Consider the following 24,743-nt stretch of genomic DNA (forward strand, 5'->3'; position numbering starts at 1 on the left):
CCGCTCGCCGGAGTCTGGTCGCGCTTGACGGCTCAGTGGGCGAGACTCAGCCCGGTTCACGATGCGGCTTCGCTACCACCATCCGTGCTGAAGTTCACGGCACGTGCGGGCACAACGGTGCTGATGGCGTGCTTGTAGACCATTTGGGTGACGGTATTGCGAAGCAGAACCACGTATTGATCGAACGATTCAATGTGGCCCTGCAACTTGATCCCGTTCACCAGATAGATGGAGACCGGGACATGCTCCTTACGAAGCTGGTTGAGGAACGGGTCTTGTAGCGCTTGCCCTTTGTTCATGCCTTACTCCTGGCTTTGTGGGTGTGGTTAGTTGCCTTTGGGGCCGGCTCTTTGGCCGACGGCTGATTCTCGCGAGATTCGTGCCAGCGCGTCAATTCCGTAACGCAAGCTGAGCGGCAATGCGGCGGAATCAGTCCGTGAAGGGGTTGCTGCTGGAACGGAACTCGATACGCAATGGAGTGCCCGGCAGCTTGAAAGTTTCCCGGAAGCGGCCTTCCAGGTAGCGCCGGTAGGCTGCAGACACGCCATCCAGCGCGTTGCCGTGAATAACGATGAGCGGGGGGTTCTGCCCGCCTTGGTGGGCGTAACGCAGTTTGGGCCGGTGCAACCCCTTGCGAGCCGGTTGCTGCTGCTCGACGGCGGCCTGAAGTGCACGCGTCAGCTTTGGCGTGGACAGCTTCGCAAAGGCCGCAGCAAACGCGCCATCCACGGACTGCATGAGGGCGCCCAGTCCGTGGGACTTGAGCGCCGAGACGTTGTGGACGTTGGCAAAGTGAAGGAACGCGAGCTTGCGGCGCAACTCGGAGCGGGCAAGCTCACGCGCCTGATCGTCCATGTCGTCCCATTTGTTCAGAGCGACGACGATCGCGCGGCCGGTCTCGAGCACGTAGCCTGCAATGTGTGCGTCTTGATCGGTGATCGCCTCGCGCGCATCGATCATCAGGATCGCCACATTGCAGTCGTCAATCGCCTGCAGCGTCTTGACCACGGAAAATTTCTCGATGGCCTCAAACACCTTGCCCTTGCGGCGCAGACCAGCCGTATCGATCAGAACGTAGGGTTTTCCACCGCGCGTGAACGGCACTTCGATGGCGTCGCGCGTGGTGCCCGGTGCATCAAATGCAATTACTCGCTCTTCGCCAACCAGCGAGTTGATCAAGGTGGACTTCCCGACGTTGGGCCGGCCCACGATGGCAATTCGCGGAGTGCGCGGACCACGGTCGGCTTCCTCGCTCTCTGCATCAGATTCCTGCTGCGTTTCCGGGGCCGGCAAATTCTGGAACACCTGCTCCAGCACGCTGCGCACCCCATCGCCATGCGCGCTGGAAAGGGGGTGCGGCTCTCCCAAGCCCAACTCATAGAAAACTGACGTCACACCCGTGAGCGCCATGCCTTCGGTCTTGTTAACAGCGAGCACCACGGGGCGCCCGCGCTTGCGTAGGGTCTCCGCGATATCGAAATCGTGACGTGTCAGGCCACTCCGCCCATCGGTGAGGAAGATAACGACGTCCGCTTCGTCGATGGCCTGTAGCGTCTGCTTGGCCATCTCACGAAGAATGCCTTCCTTGACGATCGGCTCAAAGCCACCAGTGTCGATGCAGATGAATTCGCGGCCGTCAAACTTGGCATTGCCGTAGTGGCGATCCCGAGTCAGACCGGCGTAGTCCGCAACGATGGCATCTCGCGACCGGGTCAGGCGGTTGAACAGGGTCGACTTGCCGACGTTCGGCCTGCCAACGATCGCGACGATGGGCTTCATGCTTCGCTTTCGCTCGGAGCTACTTGACCGAGAAGGCGAAGATCGCGCCCGCACGGTTCTGCACCACCAGCAGCCGCTGACCGCCGACTTCGAGTGCAATCGGTGCACCACTGTGCGGTCGACTACCAGCCTGGGTCCGTCCGATGATCTCGCCCTTGTCGGTGGACAGCAGATGCAGATAGCCCTCGAAGTCGCCCACCGCTACCGCGCCGGGCATGACAGCGGGTGCCGTGAGTTGACGATAGGCCAGCGCTTCATTTTTCCAGACGCTTACGCCGGCTGCGCTGAAGGCCGATACATGCGACTTGACGTCGGTGGCATAGATGGCGCCGTTGCCAGCCGCGAGACCGACGTTCGACGAAAAATCGCGTTGCCAACTCGTCCGCCCATCACGCACATTGATGCAGCCCACCTTGCCCTGGTAGCTCGCCACGCAGAACTCTCCAGACAATCCGCCGACCGCCGGCATGATGTCGCTGATCCGCTCTACTTCATTCGAGCCCTTGGGCTGGGCAAAGGTCGTCTCCCAGCGAACCTGACCATCGCGGCTGCCCAACGCAATGACGCGCCCGGCAGGCAGGCCCACGAGGAAACCGCCGCGTACCCCAATGACTGGACTTGGGACGCGCAGGGTCAGTGACGGCGCCGCACGCTGAACGACCCAACGGCGGCGTCCATCTGCGGCGTCGAATCCGACCAGCCGACCATCGGTCGTCAGCGTCGCGATGATGCCGTCGGCGACGGCAGGGGTGGAGATGATTTCGGCATTCAGGCTGCTCTTCCAGAGCTGCTTGCCACTTGCCAGATCCCAGGCAATCACGTCGCCCTCACGCGTGGCGGCAGCGACCAGCGTGCCATCACTGGCCGCACCGGTCGTCAGCATCGACTCGGCAGCCAGCGTCTGCACGACGCTTCCGTTCGCGGGATCAATGACACGCACGCTGCGCCCCTGCGCGGCGAATACTCGAGGCCCGGCAGACGTTCCAACGATAGTCAGTGCACCGGCGGGGCTGTCATCGCCGCCGAGCTGCCATGCCGCATTCAGCGCCATGGTCGCGGTGACGGTCATAAGCTCGGCCGGCTTGAACTTGGGCTCATCCTTGAAAGGGTTGAGCGATCCGCAGCCGGCGAGCGTGAGCAGGCCACTGCCGACCAGAGCCAGCAATGTGCGGCGCGAGGAGGAGATCGTCATGTCAAAGGTTCCGGAGTAGAGGAGCGGGCCAACGCTCAGGCGGCCTTCGCGGCCGGCACTTCGCCACCGACACCTTCGAGCTTCTGCTGAATCAGGCCGCGCAGAGGGTCTCGCTCTTCCAGCTTGTTCCACGCGTCCAGATAGGCAGCGCGAGCTTCTTCCAGCTTGCCCTGGGCTGCAAGCACATCGCCACGACGATCGCTGACAAGCGGCGCTAGCTTTTCGATCTTGGGCGGTGCGAGCAGCACAAGCGCAGCGTCAAACTGCTTTTCATCCAGAAGCAGACCGGCCAAGCGAACGCGAGCCACGGTCTTGTAGGACTCGTCGCGCCCCTTGTCGATGACCCATTGCAATTGTGCTTTTGCAGAGTTCAGATCCTTGCTCTCGACGAAGAGACGGGCGGCCTGAAGCGCTGCCATCTGGCCGTAGACCGTCTTCCCGTACTCGGACACAAGCTTTCCCGCGGCATCCTTGCCAGCAGCCACGTTCTTGTCGCGAATCGCCTTTTCCAGCGCCTCGTACACAACGCCCGCCTCGGCCGCCTGCTTGCGCTGCCAATACTGCCAGCCCATGTAGGCGGCGACGCCTGCGAGGATGATCGTGAGCAACCAGGTCACGGCGTTGCCGTACTTTGCCCAGAGCGCCTTCACCTGGGCAATCTGTTCCTGTTCTTCGAGATCGTATGCAGCCATGTCGTATGTCCGTATCAGGCGGGGGTGTGGTCAGAGCGCGTCGGCAAGCTGATCGATGCTGATCAATTGCTGCTGGCCTTCTTCGCGCAGGGGTTTGAGGGTGACAGAACGTGAGTCCCGTTCGGCTTCGCCGATGATGATTGCCCAACGGGCGCCGGACGCGTCGGCCTTTTTCATCTGGCTCTTGAAGCTGCCGCCTCCGGCATGCGAAACCACCGCCTTGCCGGCATCGCGCAGCCTCTCAGCCACTTCGTTCGCGAAGGCCGGGGCATCGAGATGCGCGACGTACGCGTCTGGCGCATGGACCGGCATCGCAGCAGCGACTTCGGCCAGCTTGAGCATGACGCGCTCAATGCCCATGCCGAAGCCGACGCCGGGCGTGGGCTTGCCACCCAGCTGCTCGAACAGGCCGTCGTAGCGGCCGCCGCCCGTGATGGTGAGCGTGCGCCCGTCGATGGGCGTGACCCACTCAAACACCGTGCGGTTGTAGTAGTCCAGGCCTCGAACCAGGCGCGGGTTGATCCGGAAACCCAGCCCGGCTTCATTGAGCAAGCGCTTCAAGCCGTCGAAATGCGCCAAAGAAGCCTCACCGAGCACATCCAGCAGCTTTGGAGCAGCCTCGACCATGCTTTGCATGGCCGGGTTCTTCGTATCCAAGATGCGAAGCGGGTTGCTGTGCAGACGACGCCTGGCATCTTCATCAAGCACATCGGCGTGCGCCTCAAAGTGCGCAATCAGCTTTTCGCGGTGCACGCGCCTCTCTGCGGCGTCACCGATCGAGTTGATCTCGAGCTCGACATCCGTCAGGCCCAGGCGCTTCCAGATGCGCGCAAGCATGACGATCTGCTCGGCATCCACATCCGGTCCCTCGAAGCCCAGCGCCTCCACGTCGAACTGGTAGAACTGGCGGTAACGCCCCTTCTGCGGGCGCTCGTGGCGAAACACCGGGCCCATCGCCCAGACTCGCTGCGGACCGGCGTGCAGCCAGGAGTGTTCGATCGCCGAGCGGATGATGCCCGCGGTGAGCTCGGGGCGCAGCGTGAGCTTGTCACCGTTCAGGCTGTCTTCGAAGGAGTACATCTCCTTCTCGACGATGTCGGTCACCTCGCCGATCGAACGCACGAACAGATTCGTCGGCTCCACCACCGGCGCGCGCACCAGACGGTAGCCGTACTGGCGGGCCACGTCACGAACGGTATCTTCGAACCACTCCCATCGCCCGGATTCTTCGGGCAAAAGGTCGTTCATGCCTTTGACGGCTTGGATCTTCTGGAGCATGGAAGGTGAGATCAGGCGGCCGGCGCGGTTTCGGCCTGGACGGCGTTGCCGTACTTGGATTGCACGTAATTATCGACGATTGCCTGAAACTCCTCGGCAATGCGCTCGCCCTTTAGCGTCACGACCCGCTCGCCATCGACGTAAACGGGTGCAACCGGCGCCTCTCCTGAGCCCGGCAGGCTGATACCGATGTTGGCATGCTTGCTCTCTCCGGGGCCGTTCACCACACAACCCATGACCGCTACCTGCATGGATTCCACACCGGGGTATTGGTTGCGCCAGACGGCCATCTGATCGCGCAGATAACCCTGAATCTTCTGGGCCAGCTCCTGGAAGAAGGTGCTGGTGGTCCGGCCGCAGCCCGGGCAGGCAATCACCATCGGCGAAAAGGCCCGCAAGCCGAGCGACTGCAGAATCTCCTGTGCGACGATCACTTCCTGCGTGCGCGAAGCACCCGGCTCTGGGGTCAGCGACACCCGGATCGTGTCGCCGATGCCTTCCTGCAGCAGCAGGGACAGCGCCGCAGTGGAGGCGACGATGCCCTTGCTGCCCATGCCAGCTTCAGTCAGGCCGACATGCAGCGGATAGTCGCAACGACGTGAAAGCTCGCGATATACCGCGACGACATCTTGCACGTTGCTCACCTTGCACGACAGGATGATGCCTTCGGGGTTCTGCCCGATGCTTTCCGCCAGTTGTGCAGACTCCAGCGCCGACACCACCAATGCCTCACGCATGACCGCCTGGGCATCCCAGGGCTCGGCGCGGGCGTGGTTGGCATCCATCATCCGAGCAAGTACAGATTGGTCCAGGCTGCCCCAGTTCACGCCGATGCGCACCGGCTTGCTGTACTTGCAGGCCACTTCGATCATCTGCGCAAAGTTGTCGTCACGCTTGCTCGCGCTGCCCACATTCCCGGGGTTGATGCGGTACTTGGACAGCGCCTCGGCGCAGGCCGGGTGCTGCGTGAGCAGCTTATGGCCGTTGTAGTGAAAGTCGCCGATCAGGGGCACATCGATCCCCATGCGGTCCAACTGCTCGCGGATCTTGGGCACAGCCGCAGCCGCTGCAGGCGTATTGACCGTGATGCGTACCTTTTCGCTGCCGGCCTGGGCCAGTTCCTTGACCTGGATGGCCGTACCAATGTGGTCTTCGGTATCCGTGTTGGTCATGGACTGCACCACCACCGGCGCCCCCCCACCCACGAACACGGTGCGCGAGGCCCACTTGACTGCCACCAGACGCGTGCGCTTACGCGGGTGCGACCCCACCGGCATCGGCGCTGCGGATGCGGGCGTATTGACTGCCGACGGGTCCTTGCAAGGTTCGGTCATTCTGGGCTCACTGCGCGGGCCGATCCGCCCGCATCTCTCAATTCAGGGTCATGCGGGCCACGTTGGCCTGCTTGTAGGGCGTCAGATCCACGGCCTTGCCGTCGGCCTCCAGACTCACGCCATCGGCCGAGCCGATCACCAGACGCAGGGGCGGCTTGCCGGAAAGTACCTGCTCGCTGCCGGCCCGATTGAGCTGGGAGACGAGAATGGAACCGGACGCATCGCGGATCTCCACCCAGGCGTCTGCGCGGTAGACCAGACGAACTCGCCGCTCACCCGGTGCAGCCATGGCTGCGGCAGGCGCGAGGCCCGCGGCAGGCAGCGCGGTGGGTGCTGGCGCGGGCGCGGCGGGTACCGCGGGGCCAGCAACGGACGCGGCTGGGGTGGGCTCCGCAGGCGCAGCCGCAGCCGTTTGTGCATCGGCCATGGTCGGGGCAGGGATAACGCTGGCGCCGACCGGTGCAACGGTGGCCGCGGGAGCAGGCGACGGCGTCGGGCTCACGACGGTCTCTACGGCAGCCTTGGGAGGCAGCACGATAGTCTCGGACTTGGACATCCAGGCCGACAAGCCGGCCATGCTGATCAGCCGCTCGCCGAAGACACCCACGACCACGGCGAGTAAGGCGAGCAGCACTGCGCCCCCGATCAGCACGGGATTGGCGGAGGTCTTGTTGCGCAGGGCACCCGCTTCGTCGTAACGGGCCAGCGTCAGTGGGTCGTCGCGCAACAGGTCGCTGGGTCGAAGCTGGCGGTAGTGCTCGCTCAGCGCAGTCAGGTCATCCGAGGGATCCAGATCCACCAAGCGCGCATAGTTCTTGATGAAGCCCTGGCAATAGGCCTGGGCAGGCAGATTTGCCCAGTCTCGGCGCTCGATGGCGTCCACCTGCGCCACGGAAAGGCGCAGGCGCCGCGCGGCCTCTTCCAGGGTCCAGCCGCGCGCTTCGCGGCCCTGCTTCAGGCTCACCTTGGGTACCACAACGGCCACCGCCTCGGGCTCGTCGTGCGCTGGCGCGACGTCGGCCACGGCCAATTCGGCCTCGTTGGTCTCCAATGCCGCTGGCTCGCCGCGGCCAGCAGGCTCAGCGGCAGCGGTAAGCGGCTGCTCAGGCGCTTGCGTCGGCAGCGCTTCCGACGGCTGGCCAGCGTCTGGGCGCGGCTGCTCGGCAGATTCACCCAATGCAAGCTGGCGCTGCGGTTCACTCATCGAAGGCTCCGCGCTGGAAGGCAGCCCATTCAGGCGAGCTGATGAACCCGCGCCGCAGACGCGTGGCCAAGGCCTGCTTCTCGGCTTCATCCTTCCGGGCATGGGCCACGCGGATGGCCAACCAGAGCGCCTCCGGCGACTGATCCGGAAGCATCTTGTTCAGGCGCTCTGCGTAGAACCAGGCGCGCTCTAGGTCCTTGGCCCGCAGGTACATCAGAGCCAGGTTGTAGACACCTACGACATTGCCCGGCTCCATCTCGAAGGAGCGCATCAAGTAGGTTTCTGCAGCCTTCCAGTCCTGCACGCGCATGAGGCAGATGCCAGCGTTGCGGATGGGCATGGCCGGGGTCTGGTACAGCGGGTTGCGAGCGGCTGCATCAAAGAAACGGATGGACTCTCGCTCGCGGCCCTGTTGGCAGAGGAACCAGCCGAAACTGTTGTTGATGTCCGAGTCGGTTGGTGACAGGCGCAGGGCCCGCAGGAAGCTGGTTTCAGCGTCCTTGGTTTCGCCGATCGAGCTGAGCACGATGGCGCGCATGCTGTGAACGTCAGCGAAGCTCGGGTCGGCCGCCTCTGCCGCGCGCAATTCCTCGAGCGCTGTCTTGATCTGGCGCTCCTTGAAATAGTTCACGGCCAGTTCAAGGCGGATCTTGGCGCGGCGGCGCTGATCTGTGTTGGCGGCAGCCGCCGCGGCTTCCTGGGCGCGCAGGAACTCGCTGCTGCTCACCCCCATCTGCGAAGCAGGTGCATCTTCAGGAGGTCTGACCGGTCGCGTGCCATCAGCCGACACACATGCAGACAGCGCAAGCACGGCCGCCAGCGCAGCAAGGGCCAGCATGCGGAAACGCATGAACCGCCCGTCGGCTGGAACTGTGCGCGTTGTGCTGACTGTGAACATCAATCGCCTCCGGTGCCCGCTTTTTGGGGGTCGCTGGTGTTGCGCTGGGTTGCGAATTAAGCGCCAGACACGATTGTGCCAAAGCGAGGGTCGCTGCGCTCGGCCGTAGCCCCCTGCTTGGCATTGACGAGCGCCTGCGCTCGACGTTCCTGCACGCGGGTGCGGTCCTGCACCTCGCCGGCCAGCTGGCCGCAGGCGGCGTCGATGTCATCGCCGCGGGTCTTGCGAACGGTGGTAATGATGCCGGCGTCCTGAACGATCTTTGCAAAGGTCTGGATGCGCTCGCGCTTGCTGCGCGCCAGACCCGAACCTGGGAAGGGGTTGAAGGGAATCAGGTTGATCTTGCAGGGCACGATGCGGGCGATCTTGACAAGCTCATGCGCATGCGTATCGAGGTCATTCACGCCGTCGAGCATGCAGTACTCGAAAGTGATGAAGTCACGCGGGGCGAACTGCAGGTAGTCGTTGCACGCGGCCAGCAGCTGCTTGATGGGGTACTTGCGGTTCAGCGGCACGAGCTCGTCGCGCAGGGTGTCATTGGTCGCGTGCAGGCTCACGGCCAGGGCCACAGGCAGATCGCGACCCAGGCGCTCGATCATCGGCACCACGCCGCTGGTGGAGAGCGTCACGCGCCGGCGCGACAGGCCATAGGCGTTGTCATCGAGCATCAGGCGCATGGCACCCACCACCGGCTCGTAGTTCAAGAGCGGCTCGCCCATGCCCATCATGACCACGTTCGTGATCACACGGTCGCCGCGGGACAGATTCGTCGGGTTCTGCCGGAGCAGGAATTCCGCCATCCAGAGCTGGCCGATGATCTCGCCCTGCGACAGGTTGCGCGAGAAACCCTGCGCGCCGGTGCTGCAGAACTTGCAGTTCACGGCGCAGCCGGCCTGGGAGGACACGCACAGGGTGCCGCGGTCATCCTCGGGGATGTACACGGTTTCCACCGCGTTTCCCTGCCCCACGTCGATCAGCCACTTGCGGGTGCCGTCGCTTGCGGTGCTGTCCTTGATGGCTACGGGCTCGATGATCTGCGCGGACTCGACCAGCTTGGCGCGGAAGGTCTTGGCCAGATCGCTCATGGCCTCGAAGGATTTCTCGCCGTTCACATGAATCCAGCGCAAAAGCTGGCGCGCGCGGAAGGGCTTTTCGCCCATGTCAGCGCAAAACGCCGCCATCGCGGCGGCGTCCAGATCCAGCAGGTTTTGCTTGGGATTCATTGCGTCAGACTTGTACTGCTCAGTGGTCGGAGCGGCTATCGGGATCACTCCCGGGGCCGCTCCGCCTTCGCGCGGATCAGCGCGAATAGACGTTCATGCCCGGGAAGAAGAAGGCCACTTCATTGGCGGCCGTTTCCGGGGCGTCCGAGCCGTGCACGGCGTTGGCGTCGATGCTGTCGGCAAAATCGGCGCGGATGGTGCCGGGGGCGGCCTTCTTCGGGTCCGTGGCGCCCATCAGGTCACGATTCTTGGAGATGGCGCCCTCGCCTTCCAGCACCTGGATCATCACCGGGCCGGAGACCATGAAGTCCACGAGATCCTTGAAGAAGGGGCGGGCCTTGTGCACGGCGTAGAACGCTTCAGCCTCGCCACGCGAAAGGTGCACCATCTTGGCGGCGATGACCTTCAGGCCAGCGTCTTCAAAGCGGGTGTAGATCTTGCCGATCACGTTCTTGGCAACTGCGTCGGGCTTGATGATGGACAGGGTGCGTTCGATGGCCATGTGAAGGTTCTCCGGGTTTTGCGCCGCGCCGAGCAGGGTCTTGGCGGCTTAAGTGCTTGATTCTTGGGAGGATTCTGAAGCTCAGAAAACCCGCAATTGTAGCTTGTTGCGCTGCGGCAGGGCCAGTCAGCACTGCGCCACACGTAGCTGCGCGGGCAAGGCTGCACCGTGGTCTGGGCTTCGGTGGACGCTACACATGGGCTGCCGCCGCAAAACTCATGATCTAACAAGCTCATTCACGCTTGTGGATGTCTTCGCAAAGCTGTGTAAATCGCTTGAACAACGCCAGCTCACGATCACCACCTTCCAAGAGGACAGGAGGACTGGACGGCTTCCAGTTGGCCACCAGCAGCTGCCATGGTTCGGTTCCGAGAGCGTCCGCAATCGCGGCAAGGCTCTCGATCGTCAGGTTCCCCTCACCGCGCCGCAAGCGGTCGATCGTTCCATGCCCTAGGCCAGCGGCCGATGCGAGCTTCTGGTTGGAGTTCAGTTGGGTGCTCGCATTCATCAGCCGGCGGACATTCTCCGCCACAACTTCCGCGAGCCGATGCCGACCTTCCATGACGAACCCTCGCAACAAAACAAAAGACTAAGCCCGCTCCAACGCCCTCAACACCGGCCCCAGAACCGCCGCTCCCAAGGCCTTGCTGCGCGCCCCGTTCCAGCCCACGGCTGTCTGCGGAGCGTTGGCGTTGTCCTTGAAGGGCATTTCCAGGGTGAGGCTGACGCAGCCGAAGGTGTGGCCGACCCATTTGCTGGCGAGTTTCAGGGCGTCGGTGCTGTAGCGGCTGGCTTCGTAACCGTAGGTGGTCTGGAAGTCCGGGCTGGCGGCGCAGAAGTCAGCCAGGAATTCGGCCTGCTGGCGCAGTTGGGCCTCGGTGCGACCAGGCAGCATTTCGCAGCCGGAGATGAAGTTGTAGGGGATGGCTTCGTCGCCATGGGCGTCGATGAACAGGGCGACGCCGGTTTGCTGCATGCGGCGGCGCACGTGCAGCACTTCGGGGCTGCGCGTGAGGCTGGGCTCCATCCACTCGCGGTTCAGATTCGCGCCGGCGGCGTTCACGCGCAGGTTGCCGCGCACGCTGCCGTCCGGGTTCATGTTGGGCACCAGATACAGGGTGGCCTGCTGGCGGATCTGCCGTGCGGTGTCGTTCGCGGGGTCGGTCAGCGCCTCCAGCAAGCCTTCCATGAACCACTCGGCCATGCTTTCGCCGGGGTGCTGGCGGGCGATGATCCAGACAGGATGCTTCCCATCCCCCATCACGAGCAGATCGAGGTCCCGCCCGTCCACAGTGGCGCCCAGACGCTCGTGGCGCACGCCAGGCTGCATCTGCATGCGACCCACCAGCGCCTGATGCCGGGCGTGGCTGTAGGGCTCGAAATAGGCGATCCAGAGGCTGTCGTGCTCCGGCGCGCATTCGATGATGAGCTGGCCGCCCTCATAGCGCGTAGGTAGGGTGAACCAGTTTTGGCTGTCATAACTGCCGCGCGCGGCATAGCCCGGCCAGCCGTCCGGGTAGGTGGTCTGGCCGGCGTTTTCCAGTACGAAGCGGCAGGCCTGCCCCCGAAGTTCGCCACTCAGGCCGCTGGCTCGGAAGTGGAACCACTGCAGGAACTCGCTCGGGCCAGCGGTCGTGCTGTCCGGCCGGATGGCCAGGCGAATGTGCTCGGCGCGGCTGGCGTCCAGCACGGTGATGGCGCCGGAATCAAACTGGCTGGAGATCTGGATCATGGTGCGTACCGGAGTATCAAAATCGGCCAGAAATCGTGCAAAATCAAAAATGCGGCTTATCGCTTGCCTGGTGCGCGTTATCAGGGCTTTTGCAGCTCAAGACATACCAATTTTCAGTCTTTTTCGGCCAAAATTGACCGGCAAAGATCCAAAAACCGCACTTTGAATGTTCGGCGGCAGTTGAATGCCCAACGCCCCTGAGCGCGTGCTGCTCGCGGTGCGCCGGGTGCCCCACCGCGCCCGCCTCCACTCAAACAGCCCCGAGCCCGCCTCCTCAAGTCCGCCGGAACACCCAGCGTGTGCTCATGCTGGCCGTGGGCGCAAAGGCATAGCCGTCTTCGGCAAAGGTCTTGAGCTGCTGCGGGTCGGTGATGCGGTTGAGCACGGCAAAGCGCGCCATCTGGCCACGCGCCTTCTTGGCGTTGAAGCTGATGACCTTGAACTCGCCGCGGCCGCGGGCTTCCTCGAACACGCAGGTGATCAGCGGCAATTGCGCGCCCAGGGCCTTGGCATCCACGGCACCGAAGTACTCCTCGCTGGCCAGATTCACGATGGCGGCAGGGCTGCCCGCGTCCTTGGCCATCTCGGCCAGGGTCGGCGTGATGGTGCTGCGCCAATAGTTGTAGAGATCCTTGGCCGTGGCGGTCTTGAGCTTGGTGCCCATCTCCAGCCGGTGCGGCTGCATCAGATCCAGCGGGCGCAGGATGCCGTACAGACCGGACAGGATGCGCAGGTGCTTGTGCATCCACAGCAGATCCGCCTCAGTCATCTTGCGCGCCTGCAGGCCGTCATACACATCACCGTCAAAGGCCAGCGCGGCCTGCTTGATGCCCGCCGGGTACATCGCCGGCTGCGGGTTGGGCACCCAGCCCTGGTAGCGCGCCACGTTCAGCTGGGACAGTGCATCCGACAGCTCCATCAGCGCGGCAATGTCGGCCGGCGTCTTGGTCTTGAGCACCTCGATCAGCTGGGCAGCGCGGTCATGGAAGATCGGCGCGGTCTTCAGATCGGTCTGGGGCGGGGTCTCGTAGTCGAGCGTCTTGGCGGGGGACAGGAGGATGAGCATGGCGGCTGGGCTGAGGCTGGAAAGAGGCGGGCGCGGGTGCGGGCTGGCCGGCGAATCACTCGCCTGAACTCAGCCGGATGGCGGCATCATGGGAGGCGGCATTGCACGGTGTGCGGCACACAAGTCAACGCGCAGCATAGCCAAGCCCCGCGCCGGGCGAAGCCCTTCAACCCACACGGGAACCCGCATGCCGCCTGAGGTCTTGCAGCGCAGGCCCATACACTCGTCCAGCACGCGGCCTGCCCGCAGGCGCCCCATTTCTCTCTGGACGCTCCATGAAACTCACCGGCCTGATCCCCATGCTCCCCGTGAAAAGCATGCCAGCCAGCGTAGCCTTCTACGAAAAGCTCGGCTTCGAGGTGGAGGATCGGCAAGACGCCTGGCGCTGGGCCATGATGCGCTTTGGCGAGTATCGGCTGATGCTGGATGAATCCATCAACGTCCACCCCGCCTTGCCGCACGCCCTGCGGATGGGCGTGCTCTACCTGTACCCGGAAGACGTCGTCGCCTACCACCAGCATGTGCGCGAACGCGGTCTGGATATCCCGGACCTGGAAACGACCTTCTACGGGATGACCGAATTCCGGATCGACGATCCGGACGGCAACCGGCTGTGGATCGGGCAGGAGCGCGGCTGAGCGCCTTCACATTGGGGCGCGGTCGCTTCCGGCCCGTTAAAGCGCCCTGCCAGGGCTCCCGGCGAAACCGTTCAGGCGGCCGACAACCCTTTCGCCAACCCTCTCGCCAGCCCACCGGTCAGCAGCGCCGCCAACCGGGCGGCCACCTTGGCCGTGCGGCTGCCTTCGTCATGGGGCGGGCTGAGTTCAGCAATCTCCGCCACGCGCAGCTTGCCGCTTGAGGCCACCGTCTCGATCAGCGCCTCCACCGCCTCCAGACTCACGCCGGCTGCGGCCGGGGCGGACACGCCCGGGGCCACGCTGCCCGGCAGCACGTCCAGGCAAACGGTCAGATAGATGGCATCCAACTCAGCGCAGTGCGCAGCCAGCTGGGCGAGCCGCGCCGGCAGGTGCCATGGCGCAAGTGCGTGGTCTTCCACCCAGTGCACGCCTAGCTGCGCTGCGGTATCAAACAGCGCCCGCGTGTTCGCATGGCGGCTGATGCCGTACACGCCGTAGTTGAAGGGCCAGCCCCGCGCGGTCCAGTCGGCAGCAATTTGCGCAAATGGGGTGCCGGAGCTGCCCCGCGGCGCGCTGCGCAGGTCAAAGTGCGCGTCCAGGTTGATGATGCCCCAGCATCGGCTTGATCCGCCCGCCGCCTGCCCTGCACGGTGTGAGGCAATCCCCTGCCCCGTCCCCCAGGCCACCTCATGCCCGCCGCCCAGCACCAGCACGCCCTGCCCGGCATCCAGCCAGCGGGCAACCTCGGCGGCGAGTGCCGCCTGTGCAGGCTCCAGCGCGTCGCCCTCGCAGACCACATCGCCGGCATCAAACACCGGGCATGCCGAATGCCAGGCAAGGTGGGCCAACGCGCGACGTGCCGCGTCCGGCCCCTGCGCGGCACCGGGGCGGCCCTGGTTACGCCGTACCCCGGCGTCGCAGGCAAAGCCTTGCAGCACCACGCCGCGCTGCGCTGGCGTCCATTGCGCAGCCGGCTGCACCTGCTGGTGCCAGCGCAGGGCGCGCGGACTCTCGGCCCGGTCATCCCGGCCGGCCCAGCGGGCGGGGTCCATGGGCAGATGGCGAACGGTGTCCTGAGCATCAGGCATCGGGCTGGCCCTCGAAGAATCGTGCGTGCAGCTGTGGCTGGCCCATCTGGTAGGCGAGTTCGGCCGGATGATTGATTGACCAGAGCGCCAGATCGGCACACAGGCCCAGCGCGAGCTGACCGCGATCGACCAGCCCCAGCGCGGCCGCGGCGTGGCGGGTCACACCCAGCAGGGCCTCGTGCGGCGTCAGGCGGAACAGCGTGCAGGCCATGTTCATCGCCAGGCGCAGGCTCGCCATGGGCGCCGTGCCCGGGTTGCAGTCGGTCGCCACCGCCATGGGTACGCCAGCGGCACGCAGCGCGGTAATCGGTGGCAGGCGCGTTTCGCGCAGCACATAGAAGGCGGCGGGCAGCATCACGGCCACCGTGCCGGCGCCCTGCATGGCGGCGATGCCGGCCTCGTCAAGCCACTCCAGATGGTCTGCAGACAAGCCGCCGTGCCGCGCCACCAAAGCCGCACCCTGCTGATTGGACAGCTGCTCAGCATGGAGCTTCACTGGCAGACCGGCAGCGCGCGCGGCGCTGAACAGGCGCGCCACCTGCGCCGCAGAAAAGCCGATGGTCTCGCAGAAGGCATCCACTGCATCCACCAGCCCCTCGGCCTGCAGCGCCGGCATCAGGTCGGCAATCAGATGGTCGATGTACGCGTCGCTGCGGCCTGCATATTCCGGCGGCAGGGCATGGGCGCCGAGGAAGGTGGTGCGCACTGTCACCCGCTGTTGCTCGCCCAGACGCCGGGCCGCACGCAGTTGCGCCGCCTCGGCCGGGAGCGAAAGCCCGTAGCCGCTCTTGATCTCGACCGTCGTGACGCCGTCTGCACACAGTGCCGCAAGGCGCGGCGCGCTTTGCGCCACAAGTTCATCCACCGACGCCGCGCGCGTCGCCCGCACCGTGGAGAGGATGCCGCCGCCTGAGCGCGCAATCTCCTCGTAGCTGGCCCCCTCGAGCCGCTGGCTCCATTCAGCGGCGCGGTTGCCGGCATAGACCAGGTGCGTATGACAGTCGATCAACCCCGGCGTGAGCCAATGGCCTGCGTGCGTCCACTCGCGTTCAGCCGATAGACCGGCGGGCAGATCGCGTTCCGGCCCCAGCCAGGTAATCCGCCCCGCCCGCCAGCCGATCGCACAGCGCACCGGGGCCCCACCCGCACGCGGCCAGGCCGCCCACACGGGCGCATGGTCCGGTGGCAGCGCCGCGAACAGGTGCACACCGCGCAGGAGTCCGTCCAAATGCATGACGCGGGCCGCGGTTCAGCGCCCGAGCATGGGCAGATTCAGCCCCGCCTCGCGAGCGGTCTGCTGGGCCAGCGCGTAGCCCGCATCGGCATGGCGCATGACGCCCGTGGCGGGGTCATTGAACAGCACACGGCGCAGACGCTCGTCGGCCTCGGCACTTCCGTCGCAGACGATCACCACGCCCGAATGCTGGCTGTAGCCCATGCCCACGCCGCCGCCGTGGTGCAGGCTCACCCAAGTGGCACCGCCCGCCACGTTGAGCATGGCGTTGAGCAGCGGCCAGTCGCTGACGGCATCGCTGCCGTCCTGCATGGCCTCGGTTTCGCGGTTGGGGCTGGCCACGCTGCCGGTGTCCAGATGGTCGCGGCCGATCACGATCGGCGCGGACAGCTCGCCCGAGCGCACCATGGCGTTGAAGGCCAGCGCGATGCGGTAGCGGTCCTGCACGCCCACCCAGCAGATGCGCGCCGGCAGACCCTGGAAGGCGATGCGCTCGCGCGCCATGTCCAGCCAGTGGTGCAGGTGCGCGTCATTGGGAATGAGTTCCTTGACCTTGGCGTCGGTCTTGTGGATGTCCTGCGGGTCACCGGACAACGCCACCCAACGGAACGGGCCGTAGCCCTGGCAGAACAGCGGGCGGATGTAGGCCGGCACGAAGCCGGGGAAGTCGAAGGCGTTCTCGATACCCTCGTCCTTGGCCATCTGGCGGATGTTGTTGCCGTAGTCGAGCGTGGCCGCCCCGCGGTGCTGCAGGGCCAGCATGGCACGCACCTGCACCGCCATGCTGGCCTTGGCGGCACGTGCTACGCCTTGCGGGTCCTGCTCCCGCTGCAGCTTCCACTGCGCAAGCGTCCAGCCCTGGGGCAGATAGCCATTCACGGGATCGTGGGCGCTGGTCTGGTCGGTCACCACATCGGGCGTGATGCCGCGGGCCACCAGTTCGCTGAAGACATCCGCCGCATTGCCCACCAGGCCCACGCTCACGGCCCGGCCGGCGGCACGCGCGGCGTCGATGCGGGCGAGTGCGTCGTCCAGGGTGGCGGCCTTCTCGTCCAGGTAGCGGGTCTTTAAGCGGAAATCGATGCGCGTCTCGTCGCATTCCACGGCCAGCATGCAAAAGCCGGCCATGGTGGCTGCCAGCGGTTGCGCGCCGCCCATGCCGCCCAAGCCACCGGTCAGAATCCACCGCCCAGCGGGCTGTCCGCCGAAGTGCTGGTTGGCCACGGCGAAGAAGGTCTCGTACGTGCCCTGCACGATGCCCTGCGTGCCGATGTAGATCCAGCTGCCGGCCGTCATCTGGCCGTACATCATCAGGCCCTTGCGATCCAGCTCGTGAAAGTGCTCCCAAGTGGCCCATTTGGGCACGAGGTTGCTGTTGGCCAGCAGCACGCGCGGCGCGTCGCGGTGGGTCTTGAACACGCCGACCGGCTTGCCGCTCTGGATCAGCAGGGTTTCGTCCTCGTCGAGCTTGCGCAGGCTATCGAGGATGGCGTCGAAACAGGCCCAGTTGCGCGCCGCACGGCCGATGCCGCCGTAGACCACCAGGGCCTGCGGGTGCTCGGCCACCTCGGGGTCCAGATTGTTCTGGATCATGCGGTAGGCGGCTTCGATCAGCCAGTTCTTGCAGGTCAGCGTGTTGCCACGCGGAGCGCGGATGACACGGCTCGCGTCAAGACGCGGGTTGGCAGGGTCCTGGGGCAGGCGGTCGTTCATGGGCTTGTCCTTTGAGATTGGTTTCAGAAGCTGCCGGCAAACTGGAAGCGGCTGCCCGGATGCCAGAGCAGCGCCACGGTGGCCACCTGGCCCTGCGACCAGGTTCGGCGGTGCAGGCGCAGCGTGGGCTCATGCGGGCCCATCTGCAGGTCGGCCGCTACCTGCGGCGGCGCAGCCAGCGCCTCGATGCGCCACTCCACGCGCTGCAGGGGCGCGACGCGCATCAGGTAGTCAGTCGGCGTGGTCTGGGCGAAGTCCTGCTCGATGAACTCCGGCGCGCAGGCGGGGTTCACCCAGCGCTCTTCAAGCTGCACCGGGAGACCATTCTCAAGGTGGACCATGCGGCAGCTGTACACCCGGGCCTTGGCCGGCAGTTCGAGCTCGGCCGCCAGCGCGACCGGCGCGTTCAGGCTGCGTACCTGCAGCACACGCGCCGCATACCGATGGCCACGATCCGCCACCTCCTGCGCGATGCTCTTGATGGCCACCAGCGTGCTCTGGTGCTTGGTGGCCGCCACAAAGCTGCCGGCGCCCTGCACGCGGTGAATGACATGCTCGGCCGCCAGCTCCCGAAGCGCCCGGTTGACGGTCATGCGCGACAGGCCGAAGCGCGCGGCCAGCGCGTTCTCGGACTCCACCGCGTCACCTTCGCGCCAGACACCCTGTTCCACGTTCTGCAGGATGTAGCGCTTGACGCGCTCGTAGGCCGGCGGGTCGGCCTCGTCCGCCGGTCGCGCCGTCATGCGATGTCCGAGGGCAGCTGCAGCGGGCAGTGAGCCGCCAGCAGTCCGGCCTCCACGGCCTGCTGGATGGTGGCGATGTCCGGCGCAAAGTAATGGTCGATGTCGTAGTGGGCCACGCGCTGCCGGATGAGCTGCATCACCGGCGAGAGCGCCGGGCTGGTTGCATGCGGCGCGCGCAGGTCCACGCCCTGGGCGGCGGCCAGCAGCTCGATGGCGACGATGGCCGCCGTGTTCTCCGCCATGTCTGACAGCTTGCGCGCCGCAAAGGTGGCCATGGAGACGTGGTCTTCCTGATTGGCGCTGGTGGGCAGGCTGTCCACGCTGGCCGGGTGCGCGAGCGTCTTGTTCTCGCTGGCCAGTGCCGCAGCGGTGACATGGGCAATCATGAAGCCGCTGTTCACCCCCCCGTCCCGGACCAGGAAGGGCGGCAGGCCGGAGAGCGTGGCGTCGATCAGCAGCGCAATGCGGCGCTCTGCCAGTGCGCCGATCTCGGCCACCACCAGCGCAAGGTTGTCTGCCGCAAACGCCACGGGCTCGGCGTGGAAGTTGCCGCCGGAGAGCACTTCGTCGGTGTCCGGGAAGACCAGCGGGTTGTCCGAGACGCCATTGGCCTCGATGCGCAACACCTCGGCCGCATGACGCAGCTGGTCGATGCAGGCACCCATGACCTGCGGCTGGCAACGCAGGCTGTACGGGTCCTGCACCTTGCCGCAGTCTTGATGGGCCTGGAGGATGCCGCTGCCCGCCAGCAGGCTGCGGTAGGAAGCCGCCACCTCGCGCTGGCCGCGGTGGCCGCGCAAGGCGTGAATGCGATCATCGAAGGGCGTGACCGAGCCCATGGCCGCATCCACGCTCAGTGCGCCGGACACCACCGCCGTCTTGAGCAGGGTTTCGATGCGGAACAGATTCACCAGCGCCAGCGCCGTGGAGGCCTGCGTGCCATTGAGCAGCGCCAGACCTTCCTTCGCAGCCAGAGCCATCGGTGCCAGTCCGGCGTGGGCCAGCCCCTCGGCGGCCGGTGCCCGCCGACCGTCGATGAACACCTCGCCCACGCCCAGCAGCACGGCGCTCATGTGTGCCAGCGGCGCCAGATCGCCGGACGCACCCACACTGCCCTTGACCGGAATCACCGGCAGAACGCCGTGGTTGTAGAGCGAGAGCAGCGCATCCACGACCGATTCGCGGATACCCGAGAAGCCGTGCGCCAGCGAGACGATCTTCAGCGCGAGCACAAGACGCACCACGCCGGCCGCCATCGGTTCGCCCACGCCCACGGCATGCGACAGCACCAGATTCTTCTGCAGCAGTTCGAGCTGGTCTTGCGGGATGTGCGTGCTGGCCAGCCGGCCAAAGCCCGTGTTGATGCCGTAGGCCGGCTCACCCCGGTCGGCGATGCGCTGCACTGCGGCGGCCCCCTTGCGCAGCGCGCTGCGGCAGTCAGCGCCCAGGCTCAGCCGCAGGGCCGGTTCCTGCGCAATACGGCGCATCTGGGCAAGCGTCAGTGCGCCAGGGACAAGTTCAAGCGTGTTTGCAGCGGCGTTGGGGGCGGTGTTTTTGGCTGACATGGGCGGCGCGATGCACAGGCGGGCCAGATGGGCAGGCCCAAGTTGTATATACAAGCTGGACCGAACCTTAAATCAATCCGGGGCCTTGCGACAAGCACTTCCCGCCCGGCCCGCCAGGTACGCATGAGCACATGCCTGCCCCGCACAGGCGCGGGACCTGCCCGGCGATACGATGCACCTGCACCACGCGACGCTCAGCAAATCCGGTCAAACCACCCCAGCCGCCATGTCCGCTTCACTCGCATCACCCTCCTCCCCGCCCGCCCCCACGCTGCCCGTCGGCCTGCCCTCTCGCCTGCCCAAGGTCGGCACGACCATCTTCACGGTCATGTCGCAGCTGGCGGCGCAGCACGGAGCCATCAATCTGGGTCAGGGCTTTCCGGACTTTGACTGCGACCCGGCGCTGCTCGACGCCGTCACGCGCGCCATGCACGGCGGCGCCCTGGCGAACCAATATCCGCCCATGGCCGGGCTGCCGGTGCTGCGCGAGGCGATTGCCGCCAAAGTGCAGGCGCTCTATGGCGCGAGCTATGACCCGGCGACCGAAATCACGATCACGGCCGGAGCAACGCAGGCGATCCTGACGACGATCCTTGCACTGGTTCATCCGGGAGACGAAGTCATCGTCATCGAGCCGGCCTATGACAGCTACGTGCCCAACATAGAACTGGCTGGTGGCGTGCCGGTGTTCGTGCCGCTCAATCCGACGGACTACTCGGTGCCCTGGGACCGGGTGCGCGCGGCGATCACGCCGCGCACGCGCCTCTTGATGCTCAACTTCCCGCACAACCCGACGGCCACCACGCTCAAGGCGGCTGACATTGCCGAACTCAAGCGCATCCTCACCGACACCGGCATCTGGCTGCTGAGCGACGAGGTGTACGAGCACATGGTGTTCGATGGCCTGCCGCACAACTCGCTGGCCCGCTACCCCGAGCTGCGCGAGCGCGCGGTGATTGTCTCGAGCTTCGGCAAGACCTATCACGTCACGGGCTGGAAGGTGGGCTACGTGCTGGCGCCTGCGGCGCTGATGGCCGAGTTCCGCAAGGTGCACCAGTTCAACGTGTTCACGGTCAACACACCCATGCAGGCCGCCCTGGCCGCCTACATGGCCGACCCCGCGCCCTACCTGAACCTGCCGGCGTTCTATCAGGCCAAGCGCGACCGATTTGCCGCGGGCTTGGCCAGCACGCGCTTCAGGCTGCGGCCCAGCGAAGGCACCTACTTCCTGTTGGCCAGTTACGAAGACCTGGATACGCCGCTGGGCGAGGAAGCCTTCTGCAAATGGCTCACCACCGAGGTAGGCGTGGCCGCCATTCCGCTGTCGCCCTTCTACGCCCAGCCGGTGGAGAACAAGATGGTGCGCTTCTGCTTTGCCAAGAAGGACGAGACCCTGGACGCGGCGCTGACCCGCCTGCAGGCGCTCTAGCGGCGCTTCAGCTCAGTGATCCAACCCGCAGATTGCAGGCTGGATCGGCTTCTGATGCGGTTCTTCAGGCCAAAGTGGCTGAAGAACCGCGCCAGACAAGCGGAAAGCCTTCTCGGCGATGCGTCGCTGCAGGTCGAAGCGTTCAGCGGAACCGGTAGTTCAGCCCCACCAGCGCGCTGGTCTGCGTGCGCTCCTGCACCAGCGGCCCGCTCTTCGCATCGCCCTGCAGGCGTGATGCGGTGAGGTTGATGAAGTAGCCCCAATGCCGGTCAATGCCACCGAAGCTCGACAGCGTCAGGCGCGTATCCACCAGACCGGCGCTGGGTGCATAGACCCGGTAGCCGGTACGCGCAGCCTGCTCCGGCGTGACACCGAAGTAGCTCTGCTTGTAGCTCTGGTTGGCCCACAGCGCACCCACCGATGCAGACACGAACCGGCCCGGCCCGATGGGGTAGCCCACGCCGGCAGATGCGGCCACGGTGGCGCCATCGCGTTCGCGGCCCATGCCGTAGCGCACGGCAGTGCGAACGCTCAGGATCTTCGCCGGCCGGTAGGTCACGAAGGCGCCAGCGGTGGCCCGCCAGCCGATATCACCCATGCCGCGCAGGGCCGGATCGTCCTTTTCTTCCTGCGGCAGCGCGGGCGCGACGATCAGGCCGTAGTCCAGGGACTCATCCTTGGAGAAATTCCAGCCGGCATCCAGACGCCCGCTGATGAAGCCGCCGCCGCTGGTGGCCGCCACCACCGACGGGAACACTCGCGCACGGGATGAGCGCGCGCCTTCGTAGCTGGGCGTATACACGCCGATGGCACCCAGGCTGAGGGTGTAGCCGGTGTCGGGGGCGTCGGGCACCGCGACGGTCTGGGCCTGCAGGGCCGGCAGCAGGCCGATCGACAGACTGAGTGCAAGGGGAGCGGACACACGCAGTCGCGTGCGCTGGGGCAGAGGTGTCATGTCTTGCTTCCTGGAGGAGTGTTGTTGGTGAACGTGCTGGCGACGGGCTGGGCTCTGTGGCTCATGGCGCGGCCGCCCGCCATTGTGCGGCATCTCGCCACGCGTCAAGCGGCCGGGTGTTGACACTCTTGCATTGCATGACTTGCGTCAGCTCCTCAGGCAGATCGGCTCTGGAAGCGCGTCTTCAGACCAAAACGCCTGAAGAACCGCATGGGACAAGCGGAAAGCCCTTGCACATGCCCACATCCGCCGGCGTGCGGTACCGTGCAAGCCTGTCTTCACGTACCACGGCGCCTGCTGGCCGTGGCAACCGAAAGCGCACCCGTGCCCAAACCGAACTACTCCTTCGAGAAACGCCAACGTGAACTGGCCAAGAAACAGAAGAAGGCAGACAAGCTGGCCGAGAAGTCAGCCCGCAAGGAGCATGGCCAGGAGGACGCTGTCTCCGCGGAGGCGCCTGACACCGATGCGGCAGATACGCCGCCTCCGCCCCCGGCCGTCTGAAACTGCAGTACGCGCACCGCACTGCGTGCAGCGCTAGAACCAGCTCACGCCAAATAGCCAGCTCAGGCCTGCCGGCGCAGCGCACACCAGAAGCACACTCACCAACTGCTTGAACCGGCGGGTGTTGCGCCAGAACAGTACGCCGCCGGCAATCAGCAGACCCAAGCCAAGCAGCAGCGCCAGCGCCAGTGCAATGAGCGCCTGCCCCATGCCGCGTGCACCTTCAAAGCTGGACGTGGTGTCCATCCGGTCAACGATCAGCATCAGGCCAAAGACCACTGTGAACACAGTGGTCGCGCCCGCTGCCACAAAGCCCAGAACCCAGGCCCAGCCGGCCCGCGGCTCACGCGCCGAGGCTGCGGTCACTCCGCATCCTCCAGCCCCAGCATCTTCTGCGCCGCCTCGCCGGGCAGCGCTTCCACGCCCTTGAGCTTGCGCGCCATCTGACGGGTGCGAGTTTCGGCGTCCTCGATGGTGCTTTGCGCTTCCTGAAGCTTCTTCTTGGTCTTGGCAAGCACGTCGCCGAACTTGGCGAACTCGCCCTTCACTGCGCCCAGCACCTCCCACACCTCGCTGGCGCGCTTTTCCAGCGCCAGGGTGCGGAATCCCATCTGCAGGCTGGACAGCAGCGCGGCCAGGGTCGTGGGGCCGGCAATGGTCACGCGCAGGTTGCGCTGCAGATCGTCGGCCAGACCCGGCCGGCGCACCACTTCGGCATACAGGCCCTCGGTGGGCAGATACATCACGGCAAATTCGGTGGTGGCGGGTGGGCTGAGGTACTTGGCGATGCGCTTGGCCTCCTCGCGCACGGCGCGCTCCAGCTCCGTGCCCGCGGCCTTCACGCCGTCTGAGTCAGCTCGTTCGGCGGCGTCCACAAGACGTTCGTACTGCTCCTTGGGAAATTTGGCGTCGATCGGCAGCCAGACCGGATGATCTTCGCGGCCGGGGAACTTGATGGCGAAATCCACCTTCTCGCCGGTGCCGGCCACGGTTTCCTGCTGGGCCGTGAACTGATCCGGCGTAAGCATCTGCTCCAGCAACATGGCCAGCTGCATCTCGCCCCAGGTGCCGCGGGTCTTCACATTGGTCAGCACGCGCTTGAGGTCGCCCACGCCCACGGCCAGCTGCTGCATCTCGCCCAGTCCGCGGTGCACGGCCTCCAGCCGGTCGCTCACGAGCTTGAAGCTTTCGGACAGGCGCTGCTCCAGTGTGGCCTGCAGCTTCTCGTCCACCGTGGCGCGCATCTGCTCGAGCTTCTTCTCGTTTTCGGCGCTGAGTTCGCGCAGGCGCGCATCCAACGTGGCACGTACCTCGGCCAGGCGCTTTTCATTGCCTTCAGCAAGCTGCTTGAGCTGCTCCTGCAGGCTGGCCGTGAGGGTGGCTACGCCCTGCCCCTGCTGGCTGGCCGCCCCCTGCACCGTTTGCACCACGCCCTGCTGGAACACGCCCAGCTGCGTGGTCAGGTGCGTCTGCAGGCCCTGGCCTTGGCTGCTTACGGCCTGCGCGAGCTGCGCTGACAGGTCGCGCTGCGCGTCTTCAGACAGGCGGCTCAGCACCTCCAGCCGGGTGCTTACGCGCAGCAGCATGATCACCATCACCACCACAGCCACGATCGCGGTGGCCAGCGCCACCCAAAACATCGATTCAGTCATGGCGCCATTTTGCCGTGTGAACTACAAAGCCTCCTGCGCCCCGCTCTCCTGCATCGGCTCGTTTCGCGAGTGCATCTGGCCCGGCACACCTTGGCATCACTCCAACGTGAAAGGGTTTGACCATGAAGTGGCTGATGTTTGCCGTGGCGCTGTTCGGCCTGCTGATGTTCGTCTCCGCCAGCCTCCGGGGCTGGAAGTACATGAAACCCGTGGCACCGGAACGCAAGCGCGGCTACATGCCCAAGCGCGAGCTGGAGTTTCCCGCCATGGCACCGGTCGAGGTGTTGGACAACGACCGCGGGCGCTAGCAAGCTCGGGCGCC

At 65.6% G+C, this 24,743-nt stretch carries 25 protein-coding genes and 1 pseudogene; 5 read left to right on the forward strand and 21 right to left on the reverse strand.

Translation table 11 applies throughout. The features are described 5' to 3' along the window. Window positions 1–56 precede the first annotated feature (56 nt). The 12 genes and pseudogenes from hfq to ACMDW7_RS09390 all read right to left on the reverse strand — a co-directional run bounded on the left by hfq (window position 57) and on the right by ACMDW7_RS09390 (window position 11,834). Window positions 57–299 (reverse strand): RNA chaperone Hfq, encoded by a 243-nt coding sequence (gene hfq / locus ACMDW7_RS09335; RefSeq protein WP_054125159.1) that lies wholly within the window; start codon window positions 297–299, stop codon window positions 57–59. 130 nt (window positions 300–429) lie between these two features. Further along, window positions 430–1,779 carry a ribosome biogenesis GTPase Der gene (gene der / locus ACMDW7_RS09340; protein ID WP_377301232.1) on the reverse strand — a complete coding sequence of 450 codons (1,350 nt, stop codon included), beginning with the start codon at window positions 1,777–1,779 and terminating at the stop codon, window positions 430–432. 19 nt (window positions 1,780–1,798) lie between these two features. Next, entirely contained in the window at window positions 1,799–2,971 is a 1,173-nt protein-coding gene (gene bamB, locus ACMDW7_RS09345) for an outer membrane protein assembly factor BamB (RefSeq protein ID WP_377301230.1), read from the reverse strand. A 35-nt stretch (window positions 2,972–3,006) separates the two neighbouring features. Beyond that, entirely contained in the window at window positions 3,007–3,663 is a 657-nt protein-coding gene (locus ACMDW7_RS09350; protein ID WP_377301228.1) for a YfgM family protein, read from the reverse strand. A gap of 30 nt (window positions 3,664–3,693) precedes the next feature. Then, window positions 3,694–4,941: a histidine--tRNA ligase gene (hisS, locus tag ACMDW7_RS09355; RefSeq protein WP_377301226.1), complete on the reverse strand. Its 1,248-nt coding sequence runs from the start codon at window positions 4,939–4,941 to the stop codon at window positions 3,694–3,696. A gap of 11 nt (window positions 4,942–4,952) precedes the next feature. Continuing rightward, window positions 4,953–6,218, reverse strand: coding sequence for a flavodoxin-dependent (E)-4-hydroxy-3-methylbut-2-enyl-diphosphate synthase (gene ispG / locus ACMDW7_RS09360; RefSeq protein ID WP_377302533.1), 1,266 nt, complete (start codon window positions 6,216–6,218; stop codon window positions 4,953–4,955). A 94-nt stretch (window positions 6,219–6,312) separates the two neighbouring features. Beyond that, window positions 6,313–7,479, reverse strand: coding sequence for a helix-turn-helix domain-containing protein (locus tag ACMDW7_RS09365; RefSeq protein WP_377301224.1), 1,167 nt, complete (start codon window positions 7,477–7,479; stop codon window positions 6,313–6,315). After that, entirely contained in the window at window positions 7,472–8,377 is a 906-nt protein-coding gene (pilW, locus tag ACMDW7_RS09370; RefSeq protein WP_377301222.1) for a type IV pilus biogenesis/stability protein PilW, read from the reverse strand. Before pilW ends, ACMDW7_RS09365 begins: the two co-directional genes overlap by 8 nt. 143 nt (window positions 8,378–8,520) lie before the next feature. Further along, window positions 8,521–9,600 (reverse strand): annotated as a pseudogene (rlmN, locus tag ACMDW7_RS09375) (23S rRNA (adenine(2503)-C(2))-methyltransferase RlmN); the annotation flags it as partial. 76 nt (window positions 9,601–9,676) lie between these two features. Continuing rightward, the gene (gene ndk / locus ACMDW7_RS09380) at window positions 9,677–10,102 is read right to left on the reverse strand and encodes a nucleoside-diphosphate kinase (RefSeq protein WP_377301220.1); all 426 of its coding nucleotides are present in this window, start codon (window positions 10,100–10,102) and stop codon (window positions 9,677–9,679) included. Between the two features lie 232 nt (window positions 10,103–10,334). Then, window positions 10,335–10,664: a helix-turn-helix domain-containing protein gene (locus ACMDW7_RS09385; RefSeq protein WP_377301218.1), complete on the reverse strand. Its 330-nt coding sequence runs from the start codon at window positions 10,662–10,664 to the stop codon at window positions 10,335–10,337. 27 nt (window positions 10,665–10,691) lie between these two features. Next, window positions 10,692–11,834 carry a M14-type cytosolic carboxypeptidase gene (locus tag ACMDW7_RS09390; RefSeq protein ID WP_377301216.1) on the reverse strand — a complete coding sequence of 381 codons (1,143 nt, stop codon included), beginning with the start codon at window positions 11,832–11,834 and terminating at the stop codon, window positions 10,692–10,694. Here ACMDW7_RS09390 and ACMDW7_RS09395 point away from each other — a divergent pair. Beyond that, window positions 11,833–12,000, forward strand: a complete 168-nt coding sequence (locus ACMDW7_RS09395; RefSeq protein ID WP_377301214.1) for a hypothetical protein — start codon at window positions 11,833–11,835, stop codon at window positions 11,998–12,000. The genes ACMDW7_RS09390 and ACMDW7_RS09395 overlap by 2 nt on opposite strands. A 108-nt stretch (window positions 12,001–12,108) precedes the next feature. Here the strand turns inward: ACMDW7_RS09395 and yaaA are convergent, their stop codons facing one another. Then, a complete protein-coding gene (gene yaaA / locus ACMDW7_RS09400; protein WP_377301212.1) occupies window positions 12,109–12,900 on the reverse strand; it encodes a peroxide stress protein YaaA in 792 nt (263 codons plus the stop codon). A gap of 275 nt (window positions 12,901–13,175) precedes the next feature. Here yaaA and ACMDW7_RS09405 point away from each other — a divergent pair, with 275 nt between their 5' ends. Then, window positions 13,176–13,538, forward strand: coding sequence for a VOC family protein (locus ACMDW7_RS09405; protein WP_377301210.1), 363 nt, complete (start codon window positions 13,176–13,178; stop codon window positions 13,536–13,538). Window positions 13,539–13,609: 71 nt separating this feature from the next. On the opposite strand, the gene hutG is transcribed toward ACMDW7_RS09405, so the two are convergent. Genes hutG through hutH form a run of 5 tightly spaced genes read right to left on the reverse strand, consistent with a single transcriptional unit; the run spans window position 13,610 to window position 19,881 of the window. Continuing rightward, window positions 13,610–14,626: a formimidoylglutamase gene (gene hutG, locus ACMDW7_RS09410; protein ID WP_377301208.1), complete on the reverse strand. Its 1,017-nt coding sequence runs from the start codon at window positions 14,624–14,626 to the stop codon at window positions 13,610–13,612. Next, entirely contained in the window at window positions 14,619–15,860 is a 1,242-nt protein-coding gene (gene hutI / locus ACMDW7_RS09415) for an imidazolonepropionase (RefSeq protein ID WP_377301206.1), read from the reverse strand. Before hutI ends, hutG begins: the two co-directional genes overlap by 8 nt. Before the next feature lie 15 nt (window positions 15,861–15,875). Then, window positions 15,876–17,573 (reverse strand): urocanate hydratase, encoded by a 1,698-nt coding sequence (gene hutU, locus ACMDW7_RS09420; protein ID WP_377301204.1) that lies wholly within the window; start codon window positions 17,571–17,573, stop codon window positions 15,876–15,878. 23 nt (window positions 17,574–17,596) lie between these two features. Continuing rightward, window positions 17,597–18,316, reverse strand: coding sequence for a histidine utilization repressor (gene hutC, locus ACMDW7_RS09425; RefSeq protein ID WP_377301202.1), 720 nt, complete (start codon window positions 18,314–18,316; stop codon window positions 17,597–17,599). Next, window positions 18,313–19,881 (reverse strand): histidine ammonia-lyase, encoded by a 1,569-nt coding sequence (gene hutH / locus ACMDW7_RS09430; RefSeq protein WP_377301200.1) that lies wholly within the window; start codon window positions 19,879–19,881, stop codon window positions 18,313–18,315. The genes hutC and hutH overlap by 4 nt, the downstream gene beginning before the upstream one ends. 226 nt (window positions 19,882–20,107) lie before the next feature. Here hutH and ACMDW7_RS09435 point away from each other — a divergent pair, with 226 nt between their 5' ends. Further along, the gene (locus ACMDW7_RS09435) at window positions 20,108–21,310 is read left to right on the forward strand and encodes a pyridoxal phosphate-dependent aminotransferase (RefSeq protein WP_377301198.1); all 1,203 of its coding nucleotides are present in this window, start codon (window positions 20,108–20,110) and stop codon (window positions 21,308–21,310) included. A 142-nt stretch (window positions 21,311–21,452) separates the two neighbouring features. Here the strand turns inward: ACMDW7_RS09435 and ACMDW7_RS09440 are convergent, their stop codons facing one another. Further along, window positions 21,453–22,265 (reverse strand): MipA/OmpV family protein, encoded by an 813-nt coding sequence (locus ACMDW7_RS09440; RefSeq protein WP_377301196.1) that lies wholly within the window; start codon window positions 22,263–22,265, stop codon window positions 21,453–21,455. Window positions 22,266–22,589: 324 nt separating this feature from the next. Here ACMDW7_RS09440 and ACMDW7_RS09445 point away from each other — a divergent pair, with 324 nt between their 5' ends. Beyond that, on the forward strand, window positions 22,590–22,769 hold the full coding sequence (locus ACMDW7_RS09445; protein ID WP_377301194.1) for a hypothetical protein: 180 nt from the start codon (window positions 22,590–22,592) through the stop codon (window positions 22,767–22,769). 33 nt (window positions 22,770–22,802) lie between these two features. On the opposite strand, the gene ACMDW7_RS09450 is transcribed toward ACMDW7_RS09445, so the two are convergent. Together ACMDW7_RS09450 and rmuC are read right to left on the reverse strand one after the other, a co-directional pair. Then, window positions 22,803–23,135, reverse strand: a complete 333-nt coding sequence (locus ACMDW7_RS09450; protein WP_377301192.1) for a hypothetical protein — start codon at window positions 23,133–23,135, stop codon at window positions 22,803–22,805. Further along, window positions 23,132–24,421 (reverse strand): DNA recombination protein RmuC, encoded by a 1,290-nt coding sequence (gene rmuC, locus ACMDW7_RS09455; protein ID WP_377301190.1) that lies wholly within the window; start codon window positions 24,419–24,421, stop codon window positions 23,132–23,134. The genes ACMDW7_RS09450 and rmuC overlap by 4 nt, the downstream gene beginning before the upstream one ends. 122 nt (window positions 24,422–24,543) lie before the next feature. On the opposite strand from rmuC, the gene ACMDW7_RS09460 reads away from it, so the two are divergent. Continuing rightward, on the forward strand, window positions 24,544–24,729 hold the full coding sequence (locus tag ACMDW7_RS09460; protein ID WP_377301188.1) for a hypothetical protein: 186 nt from the start codon (window positions 24,544–24,546) through the stop codon (window positions 24,727–24,729). Window positions 24,730–24,743 lie beyond the last annotated feature (14 nt).

It is taken from the genome of Piscinibacterium candidicorallinum (assembly GCF_047549485.1).
GTDB lineage: Bacteria > Pseudomonadota > Gammaproteobacteria > Burkholderiales > Burkholderiaceae_C > Piscinibacterium > Piscinibacterium candidicorallinum.